Genomic DNA, 26,142 nt, shown 5'->3' with positions numbered 1-26,142 from the left:
AGCTTGGAGCAGTGTGGCAGAGCAGGGGACGCTATGAGCCCCCAAACAGCCCGCTTTCGTCCAGCAGGTCAAACGTGATCTGGGGGTGGGCGTCCATGCTCTTCTTGATAGCCGCCGGAATGGCTTGCCGTGTTTTGCGGCACAAGCCCGGCTGTTCGTGCACCAGGATCGCAATGCCCCGCAGACTGCGCACCTCGTGCGGGCTTTGTGTGATGGACAGGTGGATGCCTAACTGTTGCTCCATGCGCTCCTGCATCCTGCGCAGGTCAGTCAGACTGCCCAGGTTTTCCAGTCGCTCCAGCATCTTTTTTTCTTCGGCACGCGTGAGCATCAGGATGCGCACGTCCCCGCCCGGCGCCTGCAGCAGCGCATCCCGGTCGCACACGCAGGTGCCGGGGGGGCATTCGGTGCGGATGGGGAAGGGGGGCTGGGACATGGGGCGTGGGCGAGTGGTTCCTCATTTTATGAAGCGCCGAATGCGCCGTGCACCACACAAACAAAAAGGGCTCCCAAAGGGAGCCCGATCTGCCTGCCCGCCCCTGCGGTTCAGTTAACACTCCCCATGGCAGCAACACCCGCGAACGCGAAGTGCCACCACCATGGGAAGTCCCGCAACTGCGTCAATTACATGGCGCTGAATTCGCCGTGGGGGATCTGGCCGGTGCGCACAGCCTCAGCAGCCTGGGCACGCACGGCAGCGCGGTCAGCGGTGGACTTGTAGGTCACCACGCGCGAGCCTGCTGGCTCCATGTTGTGGGTGCGGGCTTCGACCACGGCTTCGGCCGTTACTTCAGCACGGGTGCGGTTGGTGTCGAACTTCAGGGCAAATTGCGAGCCATCGGCTTCGTCAGCATGGGCACCAAAAGCGGCGAAAGCGGCAACAGCGGCAACGGAGAGGAAACGGGCAGTCTTGTTCATGATGAAAATCCTTAAAAGCTAAAAAAGCGTCTCAAAAAAGCCGGGTCAAAAACCATTCCTGAACCGGGTTCGGTGAGTCGCCTTGCGGGTTCGGCTCATCGATGGGATGAACTGTACGCCGGTGCTGTTCAGAGAAAAACCACTCAGTCGCAAACTAACTGTTCCAGTATTAAGAACAATCGGGGAGACGATTGCTCGGGAGCTTTGGGCCGACCAAACCGCCTGTGGCAAACTCGCGCGCTTCGCTTTTTTGTTTGACCGAGTCTCAGAGAGCCCGCCCCACACATGCAGCAGATCGTTCGGCAGTTGGCCGCAGAAATCAAAGTCAGTGAACAACAGGTGCGCGCAGCGGTGGAGCTGCTGGATGGTGGCGCCACGGTGCCTTTCATTGCGCGCTATCGCAAAGAGGTGACGGGTGGGCTGGACGACATCCAGCTGCGCGAGCTGGAGGCCCGTCTGTCGTATCTGCGTGAGCTGGACGACCGCCGCGCCGCAGTGCTCAAGAGCATTGACGAGCAGGGCAAGCTGACCGATGCATTGCGTGCTGCCATTGCGGCTGCACCCACGAAGCAGGAGTTGGAAGACATCTACCTGCCGTTCAAGCAAAAGCGCCGTACCAAGGGCCAGATTGCCCGCGAGTTCGGCATCGAGCCCCTGGCCGACAAGCTGTTTGCCGACCCCACTTTGGACCCTGCTGTGGAGGCGGCCGCGTTCACGAAGCCGCCTGAAGTGCTGGACGACGGCAAGCCAGGTGCTGATTTCTCCACTGTGCCCGCCGTACTCGATGGCGTGCGGGATATCTTGAGCGAGCGCTGGGCCGAGGACGCCGTGCTGGTGCAAAGCCTGCGCGAATGGCTGTGGGCCGAGGGCTTGCTGCGCAGCAAGAAGGTGGACGGCAAAAACGAGAACGACCCTGAAGTCTCGAAATTCCGCGACTATTTTGAATACGACGAGCCCATTGGCCGCGTGCCGTCGCACCGTGCGCTGGCCGTGTTCCGGGGCCGTGGGCTGGAGATTCTGGAAGCCAAGCTGGTGTTGCCAGTCGAACCAGAGCCGGGCAAGCCCAGCATCGCCGAAGGCAAGATCGCCCTGCACCTGGGCTGGAGCCATGCGGGTCGCAAGGCGGATGACCTGATTCGCAAATGTGTGGCCTGGACTTGGCGCGTGAAGCTGAGCCTGTCGACCGAGCGCGACCTGTTTGCCCGCCTGCGCGACGACGCTGAAAAGGTCGCCATCAAGGTGTTTGCCGACAACCTGCGCGACTTGCTGCTGGCCGCGCCTGCGGGCCCGCGCGTGGTGATGGGGCTGGACCCCGGCATCCGCACCGGCGTGAAGGTGGCTGTGGTGGACGACACCGGCAAGCTGGTGGAGACCGCCACCGTGTTCCCGCACGAGCCGCGCCGCGACTGGGAAGGTTCGCTGCACACGCTGGCCAAGTTGGCCGAGAAGCACGGCGTGAACCTGATTGCCATTGGCAATGGCACGGCCAGCCGCGAGACTGACAAGCTGGCGGCCGACCTCATCAAACTGGCCGCCAAGGCCGAGCGCGCCATCGAGAAGGTGGTGGTGAGCGAAGCCGGTGCGTCCGTCTACTCCGCCAGCGAATACGCGTCGCAAGAGATGCCCGATGTGGACGTGAGCCTGCGGGGTGCCGCCTCCATCGCCCGCCGCCTGCAAGACCCGCTGGCCGAGCTGGTGAAGATCGACCCCAAGAGCATCGGCGTGGGTCAGTACCAGCACGACGTGAACCAGAGCGAGCTGGCCCGCACCCTGGGCACGGTGGTGGAAGACTGCGTGAACTCGGTGGGCGTGGACCTGAACACGGCCAGCGTGCCGTTGCTCAGCCGCGTGTCGGGCCTGTCGGGCAGCGTTGCCAAGGCCGTGGTGCGCTGGCGCGAGGCCAATGGCGCTTTCAAGAGCCGCAAGCAGCTGATGGACGTGGCAGGCCTGGGCGCCAAGACGTTTGAGCAGAGCGCGGGCTTCTTGCGCATTCGGGGCGGCGACAACCCCCTCGATATGACCGGCGTGCACCCCGAAACCTACCCGGTGGTCGAGCAGATCATGGAAAAGACCGGCAAGCCGGTGGTCGAGATCATGGGCCGCTCCGACATGCTCAAGACCCTCAAGCCCGAGCTGTTCGCCAACGAGAAGTTTGGTGTCATCACCGTCAAGGACATCCTGGCCGAGCTGGAAAAGCCCGGCCGCGACCCGCGCCCAGACTTCAAGGTGGCGCGCTTCAACGATGGCGTGGAAGACATCAAGGACCTCAAGGAGGGCATGATCCTTGAAGGCACGGTGAGCAACGTGGCCCAGTTTGGCGCCTTCATCGACCTCGGGGTACACCAGGACGGCCTGGTGCACGTGAGCCAACTGGCGCACAAGTTTGTGAACGACGCGCGCGAGGTGGTCAAGACCGGCGACATCGTCAAGGTCAAGGTCATGGAGGTGGATGTCGAGCGCAAGCGCATTGGCCTGTCGATGAAGCTGGGCGATGCGCCGCCGCGCCAGGGCGGCGACCGAGGCGCACCCCGTGACAACCGCTTTGAGGGCGCAGGCCGTGGCTATGCACAGCCCCAGCGTCGGGCGCCTGAGCCGGTGCAGCAGTCGGCCATGGCGTCGGCGTTTGCGAAGTTGCAACAGGTCAAGGGCCGCTGACGCAGCCCGCTGTGCCGCCGGTGGTGTTTTGGCCGCGCAGGGGCCCATAATCGCCAGCACCTGAATCAATCACCGGCGCCGTACCCCATGGAGTTGAACGCACTGCTGGCCCAACCTGTGGCGCTGCCCAGCCTTCCGCGCGCCGTGGCGCTGCTGATGAGCGAGCTGGCCCAGAACGAGCCCAGCCTGCGGCGCCTGAACCAGCTGTTTGGCACCGACCCGGCCCTGGCCGCACGCCTGTTGGAGCTGGCCAATTCCCCCACCTTTCAACTGCCCGGGCAGATCGCGGGCATCCCCGAGGCGTTGGCGCTGTTGGGCATGGCGCAGTTGCGCACGCTGGTCACCTCGGCGCCACTGGGTACCACATCGCGCTCGGTGCCTGGGGTGAACATGCAGCAGTTCTGGCGCTACAGCCTCAACACCGCCAAGCTCGCCCGCTCGCTGGCGGGCATCGTCCACCACAACCAGATCGCGGCCTACACCGCAGGTTTGCTGCATGCCTTGGGTGAGCTGGTGATCCACTTGGCCGACCCCGAGAGGGCCCAGTCGGTCAACACCCTGGTAGCGCCGTTTGACCTGCGTCGCGACAAGATTGAGCAACGTATCTTTGGCTATAGCTATGGCCAGGTCACGGCGGGCTGCGCGCGCCGTTGGCAATTGCCCGAGGTGGTGATTGATGCCCTGCAGCACCAGCACGCACCCTTTGACAACAAGGTCTATGAACCCCTGGCGGGTGTCATCCACCTCGCCGCCTGGCGCGCCCGCGCCCGCGAGTCCGAGTTGAGCGAAAAAGAGCTGGCAGTGTCCTTCCCTGGGGAAGTGGGGCTGGCCCTGGGGCTCGACATCGACATGGTGTTGCAGCAAGACCCCATCGACTGGACCGCCCGGCCAGAGGCGGCGGATTTTATAGTCTGATTTCATGGCGTTTAGGGACTAGGCCGTTTGCATTCCTTCCTGTTTGCTTCGTTCAACGGCAGGCCTTGGGGGCTGGGGTGGTATTTTTAACTTGCGCACCCCTTTATATTTGTTTGCCAAAAGTAATATGCTTTAATGTTCTGGCATATTAAATAAGGCAAGTAACGGGTGTGTGTTTTTGCTATTTGAGTACGGTGAAAGTTCCTGGCTGATCTGGGCGATATTTCTCAGTCTTCACAATTTTGACAATAAAAACGATGAATAGAATTTTGGGTTGGGACCTTCTTCGTGGCCTCTGTGCGTTAGCAGTGGGTGGGTACCATCTGTCGATGTGGTTGGATATCGGGTATTTTCATTCGTTTGGTAGCTATGGCGTTTATCTTTTTTTTGTGCTCTCGGGCGCTAGTTTGATGTACACCTATGGTGGGAATCTCGAAGAAAGAAGTTTTAATTTTAAGAAATTTCTCCTGCTGCGCTATTTTAGGTTGGCGCCGCTTTATATTTTTCTGATGCTGCTAGTCTTGCCATGGAAGATAAGCAAAGAGGGTGCAACAATTGAATTATTGAAAAAATTCATTTTAAACGGATTTTTTGCTTTTGGGTTTTTTGATCCTGCTGCTAGCTCGATGCTCGTTGGTGGATGGTCTTTGGGTATTGAGGTAATATATTATTTGATATTTCCGGTGTTGGGATTTTGTGTTCTAAGGAGAAATTGGTTTTTTGTGGTATTTTTTCTTTTACTTGTTGCTCAGGTGTGGTGGGTAACCCGCACCATCGGTTCACCAGGTGGCTATCTGGAAAATAGTATTGCACTTCACCAACCGCAAGCCTTTGTTGTATATTTTTTTGGGGGGTGCTTGATTGGATATTTACGGCGGAAAGAAATATTTCCCTTGTTGTCCAGTCGGATTGTGGTGGTGTTGGTCTCCTTCGGATTTTTTACAATTGCTGTAATTAATCCTGTAAATGCCGGAGGTGAGTTGCTTGGTGTAAGGGGTGTTGTCGGATTCTGTGTGTGTTTTTTTCTTGTTTGGATCATTGGTGGGCTGAGACTAGAAAATAGATTCGCAAAAGCCGCTGAGTTTTTTGGCGACGCCACTTATGGTCTTTATCTCATCCATCCGATTATTTTCTTTGGAATAGCGTGGGTGATTCTTCCGAGAATCGGTTGGGGTGATCCTTTGTCCTGGAGTCTTGGTTCTCGGTTGGGGTTGATCTTGTTGGTTTTGGCGCTTGCTGCTGCACTGGCTTTGTTGAGTGAGGAATTTTTTGAGAAGCCCATACGAAACAGAGCAAAAGCGGTGTTTGGCAGGTAATGGCCTTGCGTGCTGTTGGCAGATTTTCATGTCTGGCCTTGGCTAAACGTGTGCAACTGGTTTGCGTTTTGGCGAAGCAATTGCAGACGCGTGCCTGACTACTGTTGTGCACGGGCTTTGCGACAATCCACCCCATGAAAGCACTGCGCATCCATGCCGGCCCCCGGGCCCGCCAACACCTGGAACAACAGGGCCTGCGGCCCGCCGATGTGGGCGTGATTCCGGCTGCTGCCGGGGGCCCCAAGGGGCTGATCCTGGGGCCGATGGACCGGTTCATCTTTGGCGAGTGGCTGCCGCAGTCCAGCCAGCCGGTGCACCTGGTGGGCGCCTCGATTGGTGCCTGGCGCATGGCTACGGCCTGCCTGCAGGGGGCGGTGGCCGCGTTCGAGCGGCTGGAGCACGACTACATCCACCAGGACTATGAGTTGCCGCCGGGCAAAAAACGCCCCACGGCAGCGCATGTGAGTGAGCGGTTCGGCCAGAACCTGCAGTCGTTTTATGGCGGCCGGGTGCACGAGGTGCTCAGCCATCCGCGTTTTCATCTGCACATCGTCACGTCCCGGGGCCGCCACATGCTAAGGCGCGAGCATGCGCTGGGCACGCCGCTGGGGTATCTGGGGGCGTTTGTGACCAACACCGTGCATCGCAAGGCTTTGGGTGCGTGGCTGGAGCGGGTGGTGTTTTCCTCATCGGGTGCCGCTTTGCCATTTGCCACGACCGACTACCGCACCCGGCAGGTCGGTCTGAACGCGGACAACTTCATGCAGGCGCTGCAGGCCAGTTGTTCGATTCCGTTTGTCTTGCAGGCGGTGCACAACATCCCGGGAGCACCCCGGGGCGCGTACTGGGATGGCGGCATCACCGACTACCACCTGCATCTTGCCTATGGCCAGCAGGAAGGTGATGCTTCCAAATTGATAGCTGTTCCGGCATGTAGTACTAGCGCTTCAAGCCAAAAAGGCTCAAAAACTACGGGTGCCGGGCTGCGCGATGGCTTCGGCGGTATCGTGTTGTACCCCCACTTTCAGCACCGCGTGGTGCCTGGCTGGTTGGACAAGGGGCTGAAGTGGCGACACAAGGCCACGTCTGCGCTCGACAATATGGTGGTGCTGTCGCCCGACCCCGACTGGGTGCGCCGATTGCCCCATGCCAAGCTGCCCGACCGCAACGACTTCACCCACTACGGCACCGACAGCCAAGCCCGTGCCAAGGCGTGGCTGACGGCCACGCGTGCCAGTCAGCAGCTGGTGGATGAGTGGCGCGAATGGCTGGAACGGCCCGACATGGGGGCTGTGCATCCGCTGTAGGCCGCCGTTAAAGCGGGCGCATCCCTGGCGTTCATGCGCTGGCCGTAGGAGGGTCAAGCGGAGGCAGGGCGCCGTGCAGCCTCTTGCACAGCCCGGGCGGCATAGCGCGCAGCGTGGTCCCGGGCCCAAGGCAGCACATCGCCTGCAGGCATGGGCCTGGCAACGCCATAACCCTGTGCGCGTTCGCAGCCCAGCTCCAGCAGCTTGGCGCAGTGTTCTGCGGTTTCGACCCCTTCGGCCACCACGTGGCGGTGGAACGCTGCTGCCAGCGCCACGATGGCTTTGACGAGCGTGAGGTCGTCGCCGTCTTCCAGGATGCCGCGCACAAACGATTGGTCGATCTTGATCGTCTCGGCGGGCAGGCGCTTGAGGTAGGACAGGGACGAAAAGCCGGTGCCAAAGTCGTCCAGCGCAAAACGCACGCCCAGGGCCTGGCAGCTTTGCATCATGTGGCGCATGTACTGCATGTCTTCGAGCGCGGCCGATTCAAGAATCTCCAGCTCCAACCGCGTGGGAGACACCTCGGGGCAGGTGTGCAGGATGTCCTTGAGCCGCTGCACGAAGTTCGGGCGGTGAAAGTGGGGCGCCGCGATGTTGACGCTGACCTCCCATGTCATGCCTGCATCGGTCCATTGCCGCATCTGCGCCAGGGCCTGGCGCAGCACCCATTCGCCCAGCTCGACCAGCAGTTCGGTGTCGTCCACCAGTGGCAGCACATGCTGCGGACCCAGCAGCCCTTCCTGCGGGTGTTGCCAGCGCAGCAGGGCTTCCAGCCCAATGATTTCGCCCGTGCGCAGATTGACCTTGGGTTGGTAGTGCAGCACCAGCTCCCCAGCGTGCAGGGCGCGGGCCACCCGGGTCTGGCGGGTGTGCTGGGTCTGCACGGCATGGTCGTGCTGCACGTCAAACATATGCAGCTGGTTGCGCCCGAAGCTCTTGGCCTGGCACATGGCCTGGTCGGCGTGGCGCAGCAGGGTGTCGGGGTTGGCATCGTCCTGTGGAAACACTGCCACGCCAATGCTCACCGTGATGTTCACCATGCGGTCGTCAATCGCATAGGGAGCGGCCAGTTGCTGCATCAGCACGGCCACGCGCGCTTCGATGGCGGACACATCGGGCTGCTCGCCCAGCAGCAGCACAAACTCGTCCCCACCCATGCGGGCCACGGCGTCATGGGTGGTGATGAAGGCCCCCAGGCGTCGGGCCACTTCCTTGAGCAGGCGATCGCCCACACGCTGGCCGAAAGTGTCGTTCACAGCCTGGAAGTGGTCCAGGTCCAGCATGCATACGCCCAACAGCAACTGCTGGTTGCGGGCGACGAAGAGGGCGTGTGTGAGTTTTTCCGCCAGGGCCGCGCGGTTGTACAGCCCGGTCAGCGCATCGTGGCGGGCGTGCCAGGAGATCTGGTGGCGCAGATTGCGCGTTTCGGTCACGTCGCGGAACACCAGCACGCAGCCCACGGCGTGGCCAGTGCCTTCGCGGATCGCGGCTGCCGTGTATTCGATGGCGTAGCGCTCGCCCGAGCGGTGGATCAGCACCTCGTAGGTGACCTGCTGCAGCACGCCCGGCTGCGTGCCGCGCTCGGCGGCCGCACTGGCGGTGCGGCTGGCGGGCTCTTCATGCAGGCGAAACACTTCGTCCAGCTGCCGCCCCAGCGCCTGTTCTGCCGTGAACCCGGTCATGAGCTGCGCGGCTTCATTGATGGTCTCGATACGCCCGCTCAGGTCGGTGGTGATGACGCCGTCGCCGATGGAGGCCAGGGTGACCTCGGCACGTTCTTTTTCGGAGCGCAGGGCTTCTTGGGCGCGCTTGCGCTCGGTCACGTCCACCAGCGTGCCGATGGTGCCCGCCAGCACGCCGCTGGTGCTGGTGAAAGCCGCCTCGTAGTAGGCCATGTCCAGCGGGGGCTGATGCGGCGGGTGAATGCGGATTTCGTTGTTGTGCGCGCTGGCGATGCGGGCAGACCTCTCGGGCGCGAGTTCGGCGGGCAAACTGGCGCCGGTGGCCCCGTCCGCACCGGGCTGGGACTGGAACAGGCGCTGCCATGCGCGGTTGGTGTCCAGGTAGGTGCCGTCGGCATGGCGCACAAACACCGGCAGGGGCAGGGCATCGATCAGCTGGCGCGTGAAGTGCAACTGCTCGCTTTGCTGGCGTTGCGTTTCGTGCAGGGACAACACCAGGGACTGCACCTTGCCCGCCATGTCGTTGAAGGTCTCGGCCATGGCGCGGGATTCGAGCGTGCCCGTCACCTCCATGCGGGTGCTCAGGTAACCCTGGCGAAACGCATCGGTGGCCTGGGCCAGCCGCTGCAGCATGCGGGCATTGGCGCGCAGCAATAGCGTCAGCAGAAACAGAATGGTGAAGATGTTGAGTGCCGAGATGCGCGCCTGCACCATCACCGTGGCCCACACCTGATCTGCCAGGGGCTGCGGGTGTGCCGTGACCGTCAACCGCCCCGATGTGCCGCCTGCCAGCGTCAGGCCGGACTGCTGCACGGGAGCGGGCAGATCCAGCCAGCCAGCAAACCACGGGGGGGCGACGGCAGGGCGCGGTGGGGCGGTGACCTCTATGGTGGGTTGGCCTGCAACCTGCCACTTCATGGACGCGACGCCGGGCGCCGCCTGCGCAAGCCCCTCGGTCAGGACGCTGGTGACGGTGTCGGCATCCGGCGTGGGCATCGCTGCCAGGCGCAGCAGCAGGGGGTCGCTGGCGCGCCGCAGTTCGGTGGAGGCTTGTTGCAGGGCCTCGTCTGTTTCTGCCGCCAGCAGGTAGTGGTAGCGGACCCCGGTGACCAGCAGAATGATCGCCACGATGGGCACATACAGCCGGGGGTAGGTGCCCCGCAGCAGCCAGGTGGTGAGATTTCCGGTGCGCATTGACGGTAGTCCTCCCCCACAACCCCAGGGTAATGAAAGGTTAATTAATTGTTGACAGCAGGAAGTCTAGCGTGGGAGGCGTTGTGAGCCATGTTTTGGACTGCGCCATCTGCGGGGTGTTGCTGATGTGTGACGTTTTGTAAATGGCGCTGCGATCAGAGGGGGGGCGACAGGCCCTCCGACAGCGCCCGCAGCCGTGCCTCCGCAGCCCGGTGCAGGCGCGGGGCGATGGGGTGGTGGATCAGAGTGACTGTGTCAGCATGTCGCGGTATTCCTCGGGCGTGGCAACGCGCGGGTTGGTCTTGTGGCAGTGGTCGGTCATCGCTCCCTTGATGATGTCGTCGAACATCGCCTCGGTCACGCCCATGGCCGCCAGGCCCGTGGGCAGGCCCAGGCGGGCGTTCATGTCGCGGATGGCCTCGGGGATGTCGCCTGCGGAGGCCAGGCCCATGGCGTGGGCCATGCGCTCCAGGCGCTTTTCTTTTTGCACCGATTCGGCCTGCGCGTTGAAGCGGATCACGGCGGGCAGGAACATGGCATTGAGGGTGCCGTGGTGCAGGCGCGGGTTCACGCCGCCCAGGCTGTGGCTGAGCGAGTGCACCGCGCCCAGGCCCTTCTGGAAGGCCATGGCGCCCTGCATGCTGGCGCTCATCATGTGCAGGCGCGCGTCGCGGTCGCTACCGTTCTTGGTGGCCTGTTCGATGTTTGCCCAGCCGCGCGTGAGGCCGTCCAGCGCAATGCCGTCGGCGGGCGGGTTGAACGCGGCGGACATGAAGGTTTCCATGCAGTGTGCAATGGCATCCATGCCCGTGGCGGCTGTGAGCATGGGGGGCAGGCCCAGCGTGAGTTCGGGGTCGCAGATGGCTGTCTTGGGCACCAGGTTCCACGAGTGAAAGCCCAGCTTGCGGTGGTCGTCCACGATGATGATGGCGCCGCGCGCCACCTCGCTGCCCGTGCCGCTGGTGGTGGGCACGGCGATCAGCGGTGCAGCGCGCTCGGTGATGCGGGGCGAGCCGCCTTCGATGGTGGCGTAGTGGGTGAGGGGGCCTTCGTGCGTGGCGGCAATGGCAATGCCCTTGGCGCAGTCGATGGCCGAGCCGCCGCCCACGGCGATCAGACCGTCGCAACCCTGGGCCTTGTACATCTCCACGGCGGCGCGCACGGCGGCTTCGGTGGGGTTCGACGGCGTCTGGTCAAACACCGCCACGGTCAAACCGGGCAGGGCGTCCAGCGCTTTTTGCAGCACGCCTGCGGCCTTCACGCCAGGGTCCGTCACGATCAGCGGGCGCGTGATGCCCACACGCTCGCATTCCTGCTTCAGGAGCTTGACAGCGCCGAATTCAAACTGGATCTGGGTGATGTAGTAGATGAAAGCCATGGTGCAACAGGGTGTGTGAAAAAAAGCGCCAGCGATTACGATAGTCCGCTGGGTCGCCGCTCAGGTGATCAGTAGCTACTTTATAAGGAGGAGACACATATGAAAACGAAGCAAACCCTGATGGCGGCCCTGGTGGCCGTCGCCTCTGCGACAAGCGCCCAGGCCCAGTGCCTGACCGATGCGCAGGCCTCCGATCTGGTGGCCAACTACGCGGCCAAGACCCCGGCCGCCAACCCCGAGAACCTGACGGACGCCGATGGCGCCTGCACGCGGGCCAAGGTCAACGCCTTGCTGGCCCAGCGCATGGGCAAGGTGGTCGGCTACAAGGCGGGCCTGACCAACCCTGCGGTGCAAAAACGCTTCAACACCGACAAGCCCGTATGGGGCAAGCTCTACGAGGGCATGGTGCTGCAAAGCGGGGCCACGGTAGACGCCGCCTTCGGTGCCCGCCCTCTCTACGAAGCCGACATGTTGGTGCGCGTGAAGAGCGCGGCCATCAACCAGGCCAAGACCCCCATGGATGTGTTGAACGCCGTGGATCAGATCATCCCCTTCATCGAACTGCCCGACCTGATGGTGCAAGCGCCGCCCAAGCTCAACGGTGCGGGTGTGACCGCCATCAACGTGGGCGCGCGGCTGGGTGTGGCGGGTGCCCCCATTGCGGTGCCTGCTTATCGCGGAGAGCGTTTTGCCATGCTCAAGGCCTTGGCCGACATGAACGTGTCGCTGACCGATGGAGCGGGTGCCCGCCTGGGCGGCGGCAAGGGCAGCGACATTCTGGAGCACCCGCTCAACGCCGTGGTGTGGCTGGCCGGTGCGTTGGCCCAGGAAGGCCTGGCCATGCAGCCGGGCGATCTGATCAGCCTGGGCTCGTTCTCGCCGCTGTTGCCGCCCAAGGCCGGTCTGGCGGTCACAGCCACCTATGACGGCCTGCCTGGTGCAGCGCCCGTGCGCCTGAGCTTCAAGTAATTCCCCCGATGACCGGCTCGCCGGCGTGCGGGCCGTTTCTTTTTTTGTTGCCGAGACTCCGACCGTTGACCGACCTGCATATCCACCACACCCGCCTGACCCCGCAGATGCGCAGCGTGCTTGAACGCATGGCCCGCGCCGGGCACCCACCGCTGCACACGCGCACGCCGCAGGAGGCACGCATCGCCTATCAGGCAGGTGCCGACGTGCTGGAGGTGCCCAAGGCAGCCCTGGCCCGGGTGGAAGACCTGCAGATCCCCACCCGCGATGGCGCCATGCTGCCCGCGCGGCTGTATGCGCCCAGCGCCGACGCGGGCCTGCCGGTGCTGCTGTACACACACGGCGGGGGCTTCACCATCGGCAACATCGTCACGCACGACATCTTGTGCCGCGAGCTGGCGCGCTTGGGCCGTTGCATGGTGGTGTCGCTGGACTACCGGCTGGCGCCGGAGCACCGCTTTCCCACCGCCAGCAACGATGCCTGGGGCGCTTTGCAGTGGCTTGCTGCCAACGCTGAGAGTCTGGGGGCAGACCCACAACGCCTGGCCGTGGGTGGCGACAGCGCAGGCGGCACACTGGCTGCCGTCAACGCCATCCTGGCGCGCGATGCGGGCCTGCCGCTGGCGCTGCAACTGCTGATCTACCCCGGCTGCGCGGCGCACCAGGACACGCCTTCGCACGCCACCTTCGCGCGCGGGCTGGTGCTGGAGGAGCCCGCCATCAGCTGGTTCTTTGGCAACTATGTGCAAAGCCGCGCAGAGCGCGAAGACTGGCGTTTTGCCCCGCTGCTGGCGCCAGATGTCGAAGGCGTGGCCCCCGCCTGGATCGGCCTGGCGGAATGCGACCCGCTGGTGGACGAGGGCGTTGACTATGCCGACAAGCTGCGCCTGGCTGGTGTGCCCGTGGACCTGGACATTTACCGGGGCGTAACGCACGAATTCATCAAGATGGGCCGCGCTATCCCCGAAGCGCGCAAGGCCCATGCCGATGCAGCCCGCGCGCTGCGGCTGGCTTTTCACCTGGAGTAAACGAACCCATGCAACGCATTGATTTCCGTTGTTTCCACCGCCTGCGCGTGCGCTGGGCCGAGGTGGACATGCAAAAGATCGTGTTCAACGCGCACTACCTCATGTACGTCGATACGGCCATGTCCGAATACTGGCGCGCGCTGGCGCTGCCGTACGAGGCCAGCATGCTGGCCCTGGGCGGCGAGATGTATGTGAAAAAGGCCACGGTCGAATACCACGCCTCGGCGCGGCTCGATGACACGCTGGACGTGGGCCTGAAGTGCGCGCGCATCGGCAACTCGTCGTGCCTGTTTACGGCGGGCATTTTTTGTGGCGACCGCCTGCTGATCTCGGCCGAACTGGTCTATGTGTTTGCCGACCCGGCCACGCAGACCTCCCGCCCTGTGCCGCCTGCATTGCGCGCGATCTTCGAAGGCTTTGAAGCGGGCGCCGAGATGGCCGAGGTGCGCACCGGCGACTGGAACACTCTGGGCCGCGATGCAGGCCGCGTGCGCACCGATGTGTTTGTGCATGAGCAGGGCATCCCGGCCGAGGTTGAGGCCGATAGGCACGACATCTCGGCGCGCCATGCCGTGCTCTACAACCGGCTGGGCATGCCCATCGCTGCGGGCCGCCTGCTACAGCAGGCACCCGGCGTGGGCCGCATCGGCCGCATGGCGGTGGACCGATCCGTGCGCGGTGTGCAATGGGGTCGGCAGTTGCTGGATGCGCTGGTGGACGCTGCCCGTGCCCGGGGCGACACGGAGGTGCAATTGCACGCCCAGCGCAGTGCCGAGGGCTTTTACCGCCGTGCCGGGTTTGCCGTGGTGGGCGATCCGTACGAAGAGGCCGGTATTGCGCACATTGCGATGGCACGGCAGTTGTAGTTGAATCGCTATTAAAAAGTGAGCTAATTGCGCATAATGGACGGGCGCAAGAGCCCATTTTGTTTAAATATCTTCAAGCAAGGGGTAGGGCAGGGGCAGCAGCGACAGAGCCACGCCGTCCGCCGCGCCCACCTGTAGGCTGCCTTCTTGCGCTGCACTGATCTGCAGCGACACGGTGGTGTCGAATCCACCGCCCGGCGCCGGGGCTACCTGCACCACCGTTCCACAAGGCTGCTCCAAGTCTGCCGTGTTGAACACCTCGCCACCCACGACCACTTCAGCTGCCGCGTGGGCAATGTAGGCGCGGCGCTTGAGCGTGCCCCGGAACTGGCTGCGTGCCACCACTTCCTGGCCGGGGTAGCAGCCTTTCTTGAAGTTCACGCCGCCCACTGATTCGTAGTTGAGCATCTGGGGAACGAACGCCTCGACCACCGGGGTGGTCAGCGTGGCCACGCCGCTCTTCACCTCGCTCCAGAGCCACAGCGTGGCATCCAGCGCCGGGCCTGCGGGCGCGGGCTCCGTTGCGGGGGCCACCCACAGGGCGCGCGCAGTGCCGTCGGCGGGATACAGGTGCACAACGTTTGCGGCACCAATATCGACCTTGGACCAGGCGGGTTGGGCACCACCAGCTATGGATTGGATAGCGTCTCCGGCCACGCCGTAGAGCGCGAAATCCGCCGTCGCATCCGTCAACTTGGCCTTGGCGCGCAGCACAAACATCGACAGGCGCTTGAGTGTGGGGGGCAGCAGGTCGCGGCTGCAGACCAGCAGCACCTCGGTGGCGCTGCGCTTGAAGCCGATGAAACTGGCCAACATGCGGCCCTTGGCCGACAAGAAGGCCGCGAGACGGGCCTGGTCCATGCCGAGCAGGGCGAAATCCTGGGTGAGCTGGCCGTGCAGAAATTTGGCGGCGTCTTCGCCTTCCACGCGAATCACGCCGAGGTGGGACAGGGGGGCAATGCCATTCAAGGGATAGGTCATCGCTGAATTATGATGCCCTGTTTCATACATACAGACGGCAGGGTTGTGCGACGTTTACTGGCTTTGATCGTGTTGGTGGGGATCGCACTGGGCGGCGGCGCGTATTGGTGGCTGCACCAGCCGCTGGACCTGGGGCCGCAGCCGCTGGAGCTGGCGATTGAGCCGGGTACCACGCCGCGTGGCGTAGCGCGTGATGTCGTGGCGTCAGGGGTCAAGACCGATGCCCGCCTGCTGTATGCCTGGTTCCGTTTCTCGGGGCAGGACCGCGCCATCAAGGCAGGCAACTACGAAATCCCGCCTGGCACCACCCCCATCACACTGCTGCAAAAGTTGGCCCGTGGCGAAGAGGCCCTGCGCGCGCTCACGCTGGTCGAGGGCTGGAACTGGCGTCAAGTGCGCCAGGCGCTGGCGAAGGAGGAGCAGCTCAAGCGCGACTCCGCCGGTTTGACCGGCGAAGCGTTGATGGCCCAATTGGGCCGCCCCGGCGTGGCGCCGGAGGGGCGGTTCTTCCCGGACACCTACACCTACGCCAAAGGCTCTAGCGACATCGCCTTGCTGCGCCGGGCGATGCACGCCATGGACCGCCATCTGGAGGCGGCCTGGTCGCAACGCGCTGCGGATACCCCGCTCAAGTCGGTGGACGAGGCGCTGACCTTGGCCAGCATTGTCGAAAAAGAAACTGGCAAGGCCAGCGACCGGGGCCAGATTGCGGGCGTGTTCGTCAACCGCCTGCGGGTGGGCATGTTGCTGCAGACCGACCCCACGGTGATCTATGGCTTGGGCGAGAGGTTCGACGGCAACCTGCGCAAGCGCGACCTGCAGACTGACACCCCCTGGAACACCTACACCCGCGCGGGACTGCCGCCCACGCCCATCGCCATGCCCGGCAAGGCCTCGCTGCTGGCCGCCGTGCAGCCGCAGGCCACGCGCGCCCTGTACTTTGTGGCCAAGGGCGATGGCACCAGCCACTTCAGCGCGTCGCTGGAGGAGCACAACCGTGCCGTCAACCGCTACCAGCGCGGGCAGCAGTAAGCAGATTCTTTCACCAAGGCGCCCATGTCACGACCCGGTCTGTTCATCACCTTTGAAGGCATCGACGGTGCAGGCAAGTCCTCGCACATCGAAGGGCTGGCCGCAGCGTTCCGCACCCAGGGCCGCACTGTCACCGTGAGCCGCGAGCCCGGCGGCACGCCGCTGGCTGAAAAGTTGCGTGAGATGGTGTTGAACGACCCCATGGACGCGCTCACCGAGTCCTTGCTGATCTTTGCGGCTCGCCGCGACCATTTGCGCAACGTCATCGAGCCCGCCCTGGCCCGGGGCGAGGTGGTGCTGTGCGACCGGTTCACCGACGCCACCTTTGCCTACCAGGGTGCGGGGCGGGGCTTTGATCTGGGTGTGCTATCAACTTTGGAGCGCCTGGCGCAGACGGGACTGGCGCCTGAGGCCAGTTTGATGCGTGAACCCGATCTGACGGTGTGGTTTGACCTGGCGCCCGAGGTGGCGGCCGAGCGGCTGGTCGGCGCACGCGTGCCCGACCGCTTTGAGGCCCAGCCGGTAGAGTTCTTCCGCCGTGTGGCCCAGGGTTATGCCGACCGCGCCGCTGCGGCGCCGCAGCGTTTTGCACGCCTGGATGCGGCACAAGACCGCCACCGCGTGTGGCAGCAGCTCACCAGCGTGTTTGTGCGCAAGGGCTGGCTGGCCATCATGGTGGCTACGCAGGGAGGTCCGCAATGAGCGGGTCTGTCGTGGCGTTGGCGCCGTGGATTGCCGCGCAGCGCACCAGCCTGCTGGCCCAGCGCGGCCATGCGTGGCTGCTGCAGGGTCCGTCGGGCCTGGGGCAGTACGCCCTGGGGCTGGAGCTCGTGCGCGCATGGCTGTGCGATACACCGACGGAGCAGGGCGCCTGCGGCCATTGCGGCAGCTGCCACGCCATCGACGTGCGCACGCATGCTGACCTGTGTGTGCTGATGCCCGAGGTGCAGATGATGGCGCTGGGCTGGCCCTTGTCGGAAAAAGCCCAGGCCGACATCGACGACAAGAAGCGCAAGCCCAGCCGCGAGATCCGTGTGGAGGCCATGCGCGATGCGGTCGAGTTTTCTCAGCGCACCTCGGCGCGTGGCAAAGGCAAGGCCGTGCTGGTGTACCCGGCCGAGCAGATGAACCATGTCACGGCCAACGCGCTGCTCAAGACGTTGGAAGAACCCCCGGGCGACGTGCGGTTTGTGCTGGCCAGCGAGGCCGCGCACCAGCTGCTGCCCACCATCCGCAGCCGCTGCCTGGGGCACACCATGGTCTGGCCCCCAGAGGCCGACATGCTCGCCTGGCTACAGGCGCAGGGCATCGCACGGGATGCAGCCACCTCCTTCCTGCGTGCAGCGGGTGGCCGGCCGGAGGATGCCCTGGCGCTGGCCCAGTCAGGCCGCAGCCCGCAGGCCTGGTCCGCCTTGCCCCAGGCCGTGGCCCGTGGTGACGTGACGGCTTTGGGTGATTGGGCCCCGGCCCAGGTGATCGACGCGCTGCAAAAGCTCTGCCACGACCTGCTGGCCGCCAGCGTGGGTGCTGCGCCGCGTTACTTTGCGCAGGCCGACCTGCCCAAGACGCCGCCGCTGGGCGCGCTCACGCGCTGGTCGCGGGCGCTGTCCAAGGCAGCGCGCACGGCAGACCACCCGTTCAACGGCGGGCTCATGCTGGAGGCGCTTGTCGCCCAGGCGCGAAACACCCTACACTCCAAACAATAAGCCGCACCCCCACCCATGAGCAGTCCATCCACCGCGCCCCGCCCCAGCGTCATGCAGCTGGCCATCAAGGAAAAGGCCGCGCTCTATGCCGCCTACATTCCTTTTTTTGCCGAAGGGGGCATCTTTGTACCCACCCAGCGTGACTACAAGCTGGGCGACGATGTGTATGTGCTGCTGACCTTGCCGGATGACACACAGCGCTACCCCGTGGCAGGCCGTGTGGCCTGGGTGACACCGGCTCGTGCTGCGGGCAACCGCACCCAAGGGGTGGGCATCCAGTTCCCCAAGGACGAAAAATCCCGCCAGCTCAAGGCCAAGATCGAGGAATTGTTGGGAACCGCCCTGGGCTCCGACCGTCCTACTCAGACGATTTGACCCGCACCGTTGTTGCCTCCGTGCCGACCCGCGCTGGCTGGTCGGCATTTTTGTTTTTCATCACATGTTCACTGATTCGCACTGCCACCTTAACTTCCCGGAGCTGGTCAGCCAACTGCCCGCCATTCGCCAGGCCATGGCCGAGGCCCAAGTCACCCGGGCTCTGTGCATTTGCACCACCATGGAAGAGTTCGAGTGCGTGCACGCCCTGGCCCTGGCCCATGACAACTTCTGGAGCACGGTGGGGGTGCATCCCGACAACGAGGGCGTGACGGAGCCCAGCGTGCAGGATCTGCTGGACCGCGCCGCCTTGCCGCGCGTGGTGGCCATCGGCGAGACGGGCCTGGACTACTACGGCATGGAAGACCGCAAGGGCGGGCGCAGCATTGCCGACCTGGAATGGCAGCGCGACCGTTTCCGCACCCACATCCGCGCAGCACGGGCCTGTGGCAAGCCGCTCATCATCCACACCCGTAGTGCATCCGACGACACGCGGGCCATCCTGAAGGAAGAGGGCGAGGATGGCGCAGGCAATCTGGCGGGCGGCGTATTCCATTGCTTTACCGAATCGATGCAGGTGGCGCGCGCCGCGCTGGACCTGGGCTACTACATCTCGTTCTCGGGCATCGTCACGTTCAAGAGCGCGCAGGATCTGCGTGACGTGGTGGCCTTTGTGCCGCTGGACCGCATGCTCATCGAGACCGACAGCCCTTACCTGGCCCCGGTGCCCTACCGTGGCAAGACCAACAACCCATCGTATGTGCCCCATGTGGCCCGACAGGTGGCCGAGACCAAGGGCCTCACGCTGGAGGTGGTGGCAGAGGCCACCAGCCGCAATTTCGACACCTTGTTCCCGGGGGTGATGGCATGAGCCTGCAACGACGTTCCGCTATGGCGGCTGTGGCGCTGGGAGTGGTGTCTGCCGGTGTGTGGGCAGGCGCCTATGAAGATTTTTTTGTGGCCGTCCTGCGCGACGATGGCGACGCCATCACCGCACTGCTGCATCGCGGCTTCGATCCGAACACGCGCGACCCCAAGGGGCAGGTGGGGCTCACGATTGCGTTGCAAAACGGCGCGAACAAGGCCTTTGCAGCCCTTCTGGCGTCTCGTCGGGTGAATGTGGATGCCCGCAATGCCCAGGACGAAAGCCCGTTGATGATGGCCGCCATCAAGGGCAACGTAGAGGCTGTCAAGGCCCTCATCGCACGCGATGCCGATGTCAACAAAACAGGCTGGACACCGCTGCACTACGCCGCGTCGGCGGGCTCGCCCCAGCACGCGGTCATCATTGCGCTGCTGCTCGAAAACCATGCCTACATTGACGCTGCGTCGCCCAATGGCACCACGCCGCTGATGATGGCCGCGCATTACGGTTCCGCAGGGGCCGTGCAATTGCTGCTGGAGGAGGGGGCTGACCCCACGCTCAAGAACCAACTGGGGCTAACCGCCGCCGATTTTGCATTGCGTGTGAGTCGGACCGAGTCCGCAGAAAAGATCGCCGCCGCCATTCGGCGACGCCAGCCCGACCGGGGCAAGTGGTAAATGCGGCTGGTCGCAGTCGTTCGTTGCTGAGGGGCGGGCCAGGCTGCAGCGCGGTCAGGGTGGCTGGCGTTGAGCCATTAGGAATCCTACTCGGAGACCGCCCCACCATTTGACGCAGTGCGTGTCTGCAGGCGCGCATACAGCCCCCCCTGCGCCATCAACGCGCTGTGGGTACCTTGCTCCGCTATCCGCCCGCGCTCCATCACCACGACACGGTCGGCATGCTCGATGGTGGAGAGTCGGTGCGCAATGACCAGGGTGGTGCGGCCCTGCATCAGGCGCTGCAAGGCCTCCTGCACCAGTCGTTCTGACTCGGTGTCCAGGGCAGACGTCGCTTCGTCCAGAATGAGGATGGGGGCATCCTTGTACAGAGCCCGTGCAATGGCCAGCCGCTGGCGCTGACCGCCCGACAATTGCGTGGCGTTGTGTCCCACCACGGTGTGGATACCCTGCGGGAGGCCTGCCACATGCTCGGCCAAGTTGGCGGCAGCCAGGCACTGCAGCACACGGGTTTCGTCCATGGCCTGGCCCAGCGCCACATTGGTGGCAATGGTGTCGTTGAACATCACCACATCCTGGCTCACCATGGCAAATTGCGCGCGCAGCGAAGCCAGGTCCCAGTCCTGCAATGCGTGGCCATCGACCGCGATGGTGCCTGCCGAAGGCATGACAAAGCGTGGCAGCAGGTTGACCAGCGTGGTCTTGCCTGCGCCCGAGGGGCCTACCAGTGCCACGATTTCGCCCGGGGCGACCTGCAGGTTCACCCCATCCAGCGCGGGAGCATGGTCCGGGCCAAACGATACGGTGACATTGCTCAGTGTGAGCGCGCCTTGCACGCGGTCCTTGCCGTAGGTGCCACCGGTTTCTGCGCCAGTGTCGCCCAGCAGGCCCAGGCCGCGCTCCAAGGCGGCTACGCCCCGTGTCACGGGGCTGGCCACGTCAGCCAGGCGCCGAATGGGTGCGATGAGCATCAGCATGGCGGTGATGAACGACACAAATCCGCCCACGGTCACGTCCTTCACATCGACCGCCCCCCGGCTTTGCCACAACGCAATGCAGATCACCACCGACAGCGCGGCTGCTGCCAGCAACTGGGTCAGTGGTGTCATGGCTGCTGAGGCAATGGTGGATTTGATGGCCAGGCGGCGCAGGCTGCGGCTCAGGTCGGCAAAACGCTGTGCCTGCCCGTCCTGTGCCCCGTGCAAGCGCACCATGCGATGTGCCAGCACATTTTCTTCGACCACATAGGCCAGCTCATCTGTGGCCTGTTGGCTGCTCTTGGTCAGGTGGTACAGCCGCCGCGACAGGGTCTTCATGATCCAGGCAACCCCCGGAACGACGACAGCAACGATCAACGTCAGCTGCCAGTTGAGGTACAGCAAATAGACCAGCAGCGCGATCAGTGTGAAGCCGTCGCGCGATAGGCCCAACAATGCCTGCACCAGCAAGGTGGCCCCGGTCTGCACCTCGTAAACCACGGTGTTGGAGAGTGCGCTGGCTGACTGCCGCGCGAACAGGCCCATCTCTGCGGCCAGAACACGATCAAACAGCGCCTGACGCAGTGTCAACATGCCTTCGTTGGCGATGCGCGCAAGCGCGTACTGACCCACAAACTGGGCTACGCCACGCACGAAGAAAACCCCCAAAATCGCTAGGGGCACCATCCAAAGCTGCAAGGTGCCCTGGGTGAAGCCCTTGTCCAGCAGCGGCTGCAGCAGGGCAGGGATCAATGGTTCCGTGATGGCGCCCACCAGCGTTGCAACAATGGCCAGACTCCAGGCCATTCGCTGGTCGCCAAAATACACCGACAGCCGCTTCAGGCGCGCCATCAAGGTTGTTGGGGGAGTAGGGGCTGTGGCGGGCGTCGTGCCCGTGTCGGTGGCTTGCATGTCGCCTGGATTCTACGTTTGCGCCATGCGCAGTCCGTCTACCCTGGTTTGCCGCGCACAGTTTGTCACAGGGGGCTCGCCGCTGTGTGTAACATTCGGGTTTGCCCTTTCGGCACTTGTTCGGCCACTGCTGGATGCCAATGACCACAGATCGAATCTCCCAACACCCATCTTCCGCAGCTCCGCTGCTTCCCCTGCGCCGCCAGTTGCTGGCCGCACTCATCGCATCACCATCCATTCCCGCGCTTGCGCAATTCCGTGTCGAAGTCACGGGCGTCGGGCTGACCCAACTGCCCATAGCCATTGCTCCGTTTCGGGGCGAGGCGCAATCGCCTCAAAAAATTGCGGCCATCGTGCAGGCCGACCTGGAGCGCAGCGGGCAGTTCCGCGCCATAGACGCCTCCGGAGCAGCGCTGGACGAGACCGCGCGGCCAGACGTCGCGCTGTGGCGCCAGAAAAATGCGGATTCGCTGGCCACTGGCAGCGTCACGCGTTTGGTCGATGGACGTTTTGATGTCCGCTTTCGCCTGTGGGACGTGGTCAAGGGCCAAGACCTGGGTGGGCAAAGTTTTGTGGTCACCCAGGGCGACCTACGTCTGGTGTCGCATCGCATTGCCGACTTCATCTACGAAAAACTCACTGGTGAGCGCGGCATCTTCTCGACCCGCATTGCTTATGTGACCAAAACCGGCCCCCGCTACAGCCTGTGGGTCGCGGATGCCGATGGGGAGAACGCACAGTCTGCCTTGTCGAGCCCCGAGCCCATCATCTCGCCCGCATGGTCGCCCAACGGCGGGCAACTGGCCTATGTGTCGTTCGAATCGCGCAAGCCGGTGGTCTACGTGCATGACGTGGCCACCGGCCGCAGGCGCTTGATCGCGAACTTCCGTGGCTCCAACAGTGCGCCAGCCTGGGCACCGGACGGCCGCACGTTGGCGGTCACCTTGAGCCGCGATGGCGGCTCGCAGCTATACACCATCGACGCCAATGGCGGTGAGCCTCGCAGGCTGATGCAGAGCGCCGGTATCGATACCGAGCCTGTGTTCTCGGGCGACGGTCGCAGCATTTTCTTTGTGAGTGATCGGGGCGGTGCGCCGCAGATCTACAAGGTGGGTGCGTCGGGTGGCAATGCGGAACGCGTGACTTTTACGGGGGCCTACAACATCTCCCCCAGCGTCAGCCCTGACGGCCGTTGGCTGGCTTACATTTCTCGCGTGGGCGGCGCCTTTAAGCTCCATGTCATGGACTTGTCTACCGGTACCGTCAATGCCGTAACTGATACAACGGCAGACGAAAACCCTAGCTTTGCGCCCAACAGCCGCCTCATTGTGTACGCCACCCAGCAGCAAGGCCGTGAAGCCCTCATGACCTCGACGCTAGACGGCAAGATCAAGGCCCGTCTGGCGGGTCAGGCGGGTGATATCCGCGAACCGGACTGGGGTCCGTTTCAAAAGCAATGAACTTATCTGCACTTTCAGTTACCAAGCCTTTAGGAGAAATTTGGATGATCAAACGTTTTACCCTTGCCCTCACCGTTGTCGCCCTCATGGCGGGTTGCAGCTCTGGCGTGAAGCTGGACGATGTGCCGGTCGAAGACAAAAATGCCACTTCCACCATGGGGGGCGCCAATACCGGCGCCAACTCGGGCAATACGTCACAAAGCGGCGTCGCTGGTGTGGATCTGGGTCAATCCGGCCGTGACGGTGCAGGCCCTGTAGGTGTCGCGCGCGTGGTGTACTTTGATTACGACAGCTATGTGATCAAGCCCGAGTTTCAATCCCTGATCGAGGCGCACTCTCGATTCATCAAAGCGGCTCCCAACCGCAAGGTCATGATCGAAGGCCACACCGATGACCGTGGTGGCCGTGAGTACAACTTGGCACTTGGCCAGAAGCGCGCTGAAGCCGTGCGTCGTTCGCTGGGCTTGCTGGGCGTGCCTGACAGCCAGGTCGAGGCTGTGAGTTTTGGTAAGGAAAAACCTGCAGCACAAGGCAGCACCGAAGACGCACGCGCTCAAAACCGTCGCGCTGAACTGTCGTACCGTTGATGACATTCGCTGCACCGGTTTTCTCGTTGAGGGTGCTGGCGACGGCGGCATTGCTTGCGGTGTCGTTGTCTTCCGCCCATGCAGCCATCTTTGAAGACGGCGAAGCACGACGGGCCATCCTGGAGATGCGGCAACGCGTTGATGGTCTGCAGTCGTCTCAGCAGCGCTCGGCAGAAGAAGTGCGCAAGCTTGGCGAAGAGAACGCCCAGTTGCGCCGCAGCCTGCTGGATTTGCAGACGCAGATCGAGACCTTGCGCGCAGAGCAGGCCAAGCTCAATGGCCAGAACGAACAGCTCTTGCGCGACGTGGGCGAGTTGCAGCGTCGCCAGAAAGACATCGCACAGGGGGTGGACGAGCGGTTGCGTCAGTTCGAACCCATCAAGGTCAATGTGGACGGTCGTGAGTTCCAGGCGGACCCTGCCGAAAAGCGTGATTTTGAAGCAGCCTTGGCAGTCTTTCGTTCGGGCAAATTCTCTGACGCGAGCGTTGCTTTCGCTGGCTTCGTGCGGCAGTATCCACGCAGCGGCTACGTGCCCTCTGCGCGTTTTTGGCTGGGTAATGCCCAGTACGCAACACGTGAGTACAAGGAGGCAATCGGCAATTTCAAGCAGATGCTGACCGACGCCCCCACGCACGCCCGTGCGCCGGAGGCTGCGCTGTCCATTGCCAATTGTCAGATTGAGCTCAAGGACACGCGGACCGCGCGCAAGACACTGGAAGACCTGATTCGCGCTTATCCCCAGTCCGAGGCAGCCGTGGCCGCCAAAGAACGCCTGTCGCGGCTCAAGTAATGGCGGGTGATGTGGCTTCGGCCCCGCAAACTGCGCCAGATGTTGATGCGGAGCATGCGCTGGAGCGCCGCTTTGGTGGACTCCAGCGGCTCTATGGAGTGCAGGGCGCAGCCAGAATTCGTTCGGCCCACGTGGCCGTGGTTGGTATTGGTGGCGTCGGGTCGTGGGCGGCTGAGGCCCTCGCGCGCAGCGGCGTCGCGCAAATTACCTTGATCGATTTGGATCATGTGGCCGAATCCAACATCAATCGCCAAATCCATGCGCTGACCGATACGGTGGGGCAGGCAAAGGTTTTGGCCATGCGCGATCGCATCGCACAAATCCACCCGGGCTGTATCGTTCACTGCGTCGAGGAGTTTGTGGAGCCTGGAAACTGGCCGGGCTTGCTGCAGACGCCGGTAGACGCTCTCATCGATGCCTGTGACCAGATCAAGGCCAAACTGGCACTGTCCGTATGGGCGCGGGCCCACGGCGTGCTGCACATCACCGTGGGTGCCGCAGGGGGCAAGCGACATGCGCACAAGGTGGATGTGGATGATCTCGCGCTGACCACCCACGACCCGCTGCTGGCGCAACTGCGCTATCAGATGCGCAAGCACCACGGCGCTCCGCGTGAAGGCAAGAAGATCGGGGTCACCTGTGTCTTCAGCCGTGAGGCCGTGGCACCGCCAGACGCTTCCTGCAACATCGATGGCGATGGTTCGTTGAACTGCCACGGGTACGGCTCGGTGGTTGCCGTGACCGCTACCTTCGGTCAGTGTGCAGCGGGCTGGGTGCTCGACAAACTTGCAACGGGTTCCCAGTTTGCAGAAAAAAAGACGCTATAATTCAAGGCTTTGCAGCAATCAACAGGATGGCTGCAATCGGTTGGGACGTTAGCTCAGTTGGTAGAGCAGCGGACTTTTAATCCGTTGGTCACAAGTTCGAATCTTGTACGTCCTACCACCAACACGTTGTGAATATTGAAAAGCCTGCTATTTAAACCATAGCGGGCTTTTTTCATTTTTGGGCTGGTGACAGTCTGGTGACAGTTTTAAAGCTGATGAGCGGAAATTGCAACCAACGCGCCAGGAGCGTGAAGTGGTGTTCAAGTGGTCTATCGGCGCGTTCCTTTGCTACTTGGACACTGACTGCGCAACTGGTATGGTAAAAGAACGCCATAGCTCAGCCCCAGACGTCTCAGACCGGCAGTTTTCGGTCAACTCCTTGTCGATTTTCCTGAGCCTGTTCCGGTCAGTGCGTCATTTCCAAGTTCGACGCACTGCTTCATCGCTCATCCATCGGAAAGGGTGCTCGCGCCGTGAGCGAAGAGCATGGGGAAGCACCTCTGCAATCGCGGCTTCGACGAGCGCTCTCAATGAGGGCCCAGGTTTGTTGGAGCCGATGCAATCTTGACCAGCTAAACGGCAAAGTGCCAATCCAATATTGACCAGGGTGTTCCACTGACCTGCTGAGAATTTCAGCAGGGATTCAAGGTGATCACCATGGACATGATTGGCAAGGTCAGGCGCATGAGGCTGCGCGACCAACTCTCCCTCAGCGAGATCGCAA

Annotated in this window: 24 protein-coding genes and 1 tRNA gene; 18 read left to right on the top strand and 7 right to left on the bottom strand. The window is 63.1% G+C overall.

From position 1 onward, the window contains the following. Nucleotides 1-31: 31 nt before the first annotated feature. Together OIN59_RS21510 and OIN59_RS21505 are read right to left on the bottom strand one after the other, a co-directional pair. On the bottom strand, nt 32-436 hold the full coding sequence (locus tag OIN59_RS21510; RefSeq protein ID WP_274113707.1) for a hypothetical protein: 405 nt from the start codon (nt 434-436) through the stop codon (nt 32-34). Nucleotides 437-624: 188 nt separating this feature from the next. After that, nucleotides 625-918, bottom strand: coding sequence for a DUF4148 domain-containing protein (locus OIN59_RS21505; protein ID WP_274113705.1), 294 nt, complete (start codon nt 916-918; stop codon nt 625-627). Nucleotides 919-1,203: 285 nt separating this feature from the next. On the opposite strand from OIN59_RS21505, the gene OIN59_RS21500 reads away from it, so the two are divergent. The 4 genes from OIN59_RS21500 (at nt 1,204) to OIN59_RS21485 (ending at nt 7,111) form a co-directional block, all read left to right on the top strand. Beyond that, a complete protein-coding gene (locus OIN59_RS21500; protein ID WP_274113703.1) occupies nt 1,204-3,573 on the top strand; it encodes a Tex family protein in 2,370 nt (789 codons plus the stop codon). Nucleotides 3,574-3,660: 87 nt separating this feature from the next. Beyond that, nucleotides 3,661-4,488: an HDOD domain-containing protein gene (locus tag OIN59_RS21495; RefSeq protein ID WP_274113701.1), complete on the top strand. Its 828-nt coding sequence runs from the start codon at nt 3,661-3,663 to the stop codon at nt 4,486-4,488. A gap of 257 nt (nt 4,489-4,745) precedes the next feature. Further along, nucleotides 4,746-5,804: an acyltransferase family protein gene (locus OIN59_RS21490; protein WP_274113699.1), complete on the top strand. Its 1,059-nt coding sequence runs from the start codon at nt 4,746-4,748 to the stop codon at nt 5,802-5,804. A 134-nt stretch (nt 5,805-5,938) separates the two neighbouring features. Further along, nucleotides 5,939-7,111: a patatin-like phospholipase family protein gene (locus OIN59_RS21485; RefSeq protein WP_274113698.1), complete on the top strand. Its 1,173-nt coding sequence runs from the start codon at nt 5,939-5,941 to the stop codon at nt 7,109-7,111. A gap of 53 nt (nt 7,112-7,164) precedes the next feature. Here OIN59_RS21485 and OIN59_RS21480 read toward each other — a convergent pair whose 3' ends face one another. Beyond that, on the bottom strand, nt 7,165-9,987 hold the full coding sequence (locus tag OIN59_RS21480) for a bifunctional diguanylate cyclase/phosphodiesterase (RefSeq protein WP_274113696.1): 2,823 nt from the start codon (nt 9,985-9,987) through the stop codon (nt 7,165-7,167). 241 nt (nt 9,988-10,228) lie between these two features. Then, complete coding sequence (locus OIN59_RS21475; protein ID WP_274113693.1) at nt 10,229-11,365, bottom strand: iron-containing alcohol dehydrogenase; 1,137 nt, start codon at nt 11,363-11,365, stop codon at nt 10,229-10,231. A 99-nt stretch (nt 11,366-11,464) separates the two neighbouring features. On the opposite strand from OIN59_RS21475, the gene OIN59_RS21470 reads away from it, so the two are divergent. The 3 genes from OIN59_RS21470 (at nt 11,465) to OIN59_RS21460 (ending at nt 14,228) form a co-directional block, all read left to right on the top strand. Continuing rightward, nucleotides 11,465-12,334: a 2-keto-4-pentenoate hydratase gene (locus OIN59_RS21470; protein ID WP_274113691.1), complete on the top strand. Its 870-nt coding sequence runs from the start codon at nt 11,465-11,467 to the stop codon at nt 12,332-12,334. A gap of 65 nt (nt 12,335-12,399) precedes the next feature. Then, nucleotides 12,400-13,362 (top strand): alpha/beta hydrolase, encoded by a 963-nt coding sequence (locus OIN59_RS21465; protein ID WP_456057494.1) that lies wholly within the window; start codon nt 12,400-12,402, stop codon nt 13,360-13,362. An 8-nt stretch (nt 13,363-13,370) separates the two neighbouring features. After that, entirely contained in the window at nt 13,371-14,228 is an 858-nt protein-coding gene (locus OIN59_RS21460; RefSeq protein WP_274113689.1) for a YbgC/FadM family acyl-CoA thioesterase, read from the top strand. Nucleotides 14,229-14,291: 63 nt separating this feature from the next. Here the strand turns inward: OIN59_RS21460 and ygfZ are convergent, their stop codons facing one another. Beyond that, nucleotides 14,292-15,209, bottom strand: coding sequence for a CAF17-like 4Fe-4S cluster assembly/insertion protein YgfZ (gene ygfZ / locus OIN59_RS21455; RefSeq protein WP_274113687.1), 918 nt, complete (start codon nt 15,207-15,209; stop codon nt 14,292-14,294). Nucleotides 15,210-15,254: 45 nt separating this feature from the next. Between ygfZ and mltG the strand changes: the two genes are divergently transcribed. From mltG to OIN59_RS21425, 6 genes are all read left to right on the top strand, one after another. Further along, complete coding sequence (gene mltG / locus OIN59_RS21450) at nt 15,255-16,241, top strand: endolytic transglycosylase MltG (RefSeq protein ID WP_407655129.1); 987 nt, start codon at nt 15,255-15,257, stop codon at nt 16,239-16,241. Between the two features lie 24 nt (nt 16,242-16,265). Next, a complete protein-coding gene (tmk, locus tag OIN59_RS21445) occupies nt 16,266-16,943 on the top strand; it encodes a dTMP kinase (RefSeq protein WP_274113685.1) in 678 nt (225 codons plus the stop codon). Further along, a complete protein-coding gene (locus OIN59_RS21440; protein WP_274113683.1) occupies nt 16,940-17,947 on the top strand; it encodes a DNA polymerase III subunit delta' in 1,008 nt (335 codons plus the stop codon). The genes tmk and OIN59_RS21440 overlap by 4 nt, the downstream gene beginning before the upstream one ends. 15 nt (nt 17,948-17,962) lie before the next feature. Next, complete coding sequence (locus OIN59_RS21435; RefSeq protein WP_015013859.1) at nt 17,963-18,322, top strand: PilZ domain-containing protein; 360 nt, start codon at nt 17,963-17,965, stop codon at nt 18,320-18,322. Between the two features lie 64 nt (nt 18,323-18,386). Beyond that, nucleotides 18,387-19,193 carry a TatD family hydrolase gene (locus OIN59_RS21430; protein WP_274113678.1) on the top strand — a complete coding sequence of 269 codons (807 nt, stop codon included), beginning with the start codon at nt 18,387-18,389 and terminating at the stop codon, nt 19,191-19,193. Further along, on the top strand, nt 19,190-19,864 hold the full coding sequence (locus tag OIN59_RS21425) for an ankyrin repeat domain-containing protein (protein WP_274113676.1): 675 nt from the start codon (nt 19,190-19,192) through the stop codon (nt 19,862-19,864). Before OIN59_RS21430 ends, OIN59_RS21425 begins: the two co-directional genes overlap by 4 nt. Nucleotides 19,865-19,950: 86 nt before the next feature. On the opposite strand, the gene msbA is transcribed toward OIN59_RS21425, so the two are convergent. Next, nucleotides 19,951-21,753, bottom strand: a complete 1,803-nt coding sequence (gene msbA / locus OIN59_RS21420) for a lipid A export permease/ATP-binding protein MsbA (protein WP_274113675.1) — start codon at nt 21,751-21,753, stop codon at nt 19,951-19,953. A gap of 140 nt (nt 21,754-21,893) precedes the next feature. Between msbA and tolB the strand changes: the two genes are divergently transcribed. From tolB to OIN59_RS21395, 5 genes are all read left to right on the top strand, one after another. Continuing rightward, nucleotides 21,894-23,213: a Tol-Pal system beta propeller repeat protein TolB gene (tolB, locus tag OIN59_RS21415; protein ID WP_274113673.1), complete on the top strand. Its 1,320-nt coding sequence runs from the start codon at nt 21,894-21,896 to the stop codon at nt 23,211-23,213. Between the two features lie 44 nt (nt 23,214-23,257). Continuing rightward, nucleotides 23,258-23,800 (top strand): peptidoglycan-associated lipoprotein Pal, encoded by a 543-nt coding sequence (gene pal, locus OIN59_RS21410; protein ID WP_274113671.1) that lies wholly within the window; start codon nt 23,258-23,260, stop codon nt 23,798-23,800. Further along, nucleotides 23,800-24,591 (top strand): tol-pal system protein YbgF, encoded by a 792-nt coding sequence (ybgF, locus tag OIN59_RS21405; RefSeq protein WP_274113669.1) that lies wholly within the window; start codon nt 23,800-23,802, stop codon nt 24,589-24,591. Before pal ends, ybgF begins: the two co-directional genes overlap by 1 nt. Continuing rightward, nucleotides 24,591-25,418 carry a tRNA threonylcarbamoyladenosine dehydratase gene (locus tag OIN59_RS21400; protein ID WP_274113667.1) on the top strand — a complete coding sequence of 276 codons (828 nt, stop codon included), beginning with the start codon at nt 24,591-24,593 and terminating at the stop codon, nt 25,416-25,418. The genes ybgF and OIN59_RS21400 overlap by 1 nt, the downstream gene beginning before the upstream one ends. A gap of 42 nt (nt 25,419-25,460) precedes the next feature. Next, nucleotides 25,461-25,536, top strand: a tRNA-Lys gene (locus OIN59_RS21395). A 296-nt stretch (nt 25,537-25,832) separates the two neighbouring features. Here the strand turns inward: OIN59_RS21395 and OIN59_RS21390 are convergent. Beyond that, a partial coding sequence (locus tag OIN59_RS21390; protein ID WP_274113665.1) for a hypothetical protein occupies nt 25,833-26,142 on the bottom strand: 310 nt, incomplete at its 5' end.

This window comes from Acidovorax benzenivorans, from assembly GCF_028680575.1.
Lineage (GTDB): Bacteria > Pseudomonadota > Gammaproteobacteria > Burkholderiales > Burkholderiaceae_C > Acidovorax > Acidovorax benzenivorans.
This window is presented reverse-complemented; position numbering and strand designations above follow the sequence as displayed.